Annotated in this window: 1 protein-coding gene; it reads right to left on the reverse strand. The window is 69.9% G+C overall.

Annotated features, from left to right (window positions below; translation table 11 throughout):
- Window positions 1-170 precede the first annotated feature (170 nt).
- Window positions 171-1,394 carry an IS4 family transposase gene (locus ACFW2E_RS46850; RefSeq protein ID WP_384478267.1) on the reverse strand — a complete coding sequence of 408 codons (1,224 nt, stop codon included), beginning with the start codon at window positions 1,392-1,394 and terminating at the stop codon, window positions 171-173.
- Window positions 1,395-1,436 lie beyond the last annotated feature (42 nt).

A 1,436-nucleotide genomic window follows, 5' to 3' on the forward strand; every position in this document is an offset into this window, starting at 1 on the left:
CAATGCCGGTGACTTAGCTTGTGCCGTGCCGCGTGATGGTCACGGTGTCCGGTGCGGGTGGTAGCCAGTTGCGGTGCTCGGTCCGTTTGAGTGGCCAGTTGGACATCTTGCGTTTGATCACTCGGGGGCAGGTTCGGCGGCGGCGTGGGGGCAGCAGGCGTTCGGTGATCTCAGCCAGGGTGCGGGTCAGTGCCCGGGCGAGTGTGCCGGGGGGAAAACGCCGCCTGGGCCGGGACCTGGCGGCGCACGATCCGCAGGGACCGGGTGAAGGAGAGCCGGTCGGGATCAAGGTCCTGGCCGGTGGCGGCCTGGTGCATCAGCTGCCGGATGGCGTAGTGCACCAGGAGGAAGCCGTAGATCTCCTGCTCCACGCCCCACGGGTATCTGGAGCGCAGGACGAGCTTCGGGCCGCGCTGGTGGGTCTTGATCTCGTCCAGCGTGGTCTCGATCTCCCACCGCTGGGCGTAGAGCGCGGCCAGCTCCTTCGCCGGTGCCTGCTCAGGATCGAGGAGAGTGGTCAGCAGACGGTAGACGGTGGCATCGCCGCCGCGGGCAAGGGTGTACTCGACCACGCGGACCACCACCGGGTTGCGGCGGCTCTTGCGGTCCGGCTCGGCATGGACCGTGCTGAGGTAGGAGCCGTCGGCCAGGACCTGCACCACGGGCAGAGCCGCGCTCTTACGCATCCGCCACAGCAGGTCCGCGCCGGTGGCCCGGGCGGCCTGCCACAGCTCGAACCCGTAAAGGCCCCGGTCGGCCAGCAGCAGCATCCCCGCCCGAAGCCCGGTGAACAGCTGCCGGGACAGCACCGGCTCACTCACCGACAACGGCCCGATGGCCGCACCGAACACCGCGTGCGTGCCGCACTCCGCCAGCGCCACCATCCTGGCCTGCGGGAACGCGCCCGTCCCCCGCCCGGACCCCGGGCGGCCGAAGAAGCTGTCGTTCTCCGCTGTGTCCGCCAGGTCCAACGTCGTGCCGTCCACCGCCACCAGACGCCACCGCCGATACCAGGCACCCGCCGTCTCCGGCACCGCCACCGGACGGCACACCCGCGCGAACAGCAACCTCAACGGCTCAACACCCAGACGCCGACGTGCCCGCCCGATCGCGGCAGTCGTCGGCACCCGCCACGAGCGCCCCGCGTCGCCCAGACCCGCGCCCAGCAGCCGCGACACCTCCTCATAGGGCTGCCCGAAGAACAGACACATCGCCAGCACGAAGTACACGACCACCCGGGCCGGCAACAGACGACTGCGCTGCTCGCCCCGACCGGTCTCCGCGATCACCTCGTCGACCAGTTGCGGCGGAAACGCCCGTGTCAGCACCCCGATCGCGATCCGGTCCGACAAACGCTCACCCGCAGGCGACTTGACCTGCCCCACCCTCGCCACACCACAACCAACGAACGCAGGACATCTAAGTCACCGGCATTG

This window comes from Streptomyces sp. NPDC058964 (assembly GCF_042741275.1).
Classification (GTDB): domain Bacteria; phylum Actinomycetota; class Actinomycetes; order Streptomycetales; family Streptomycetaceae; genus Streptomyces.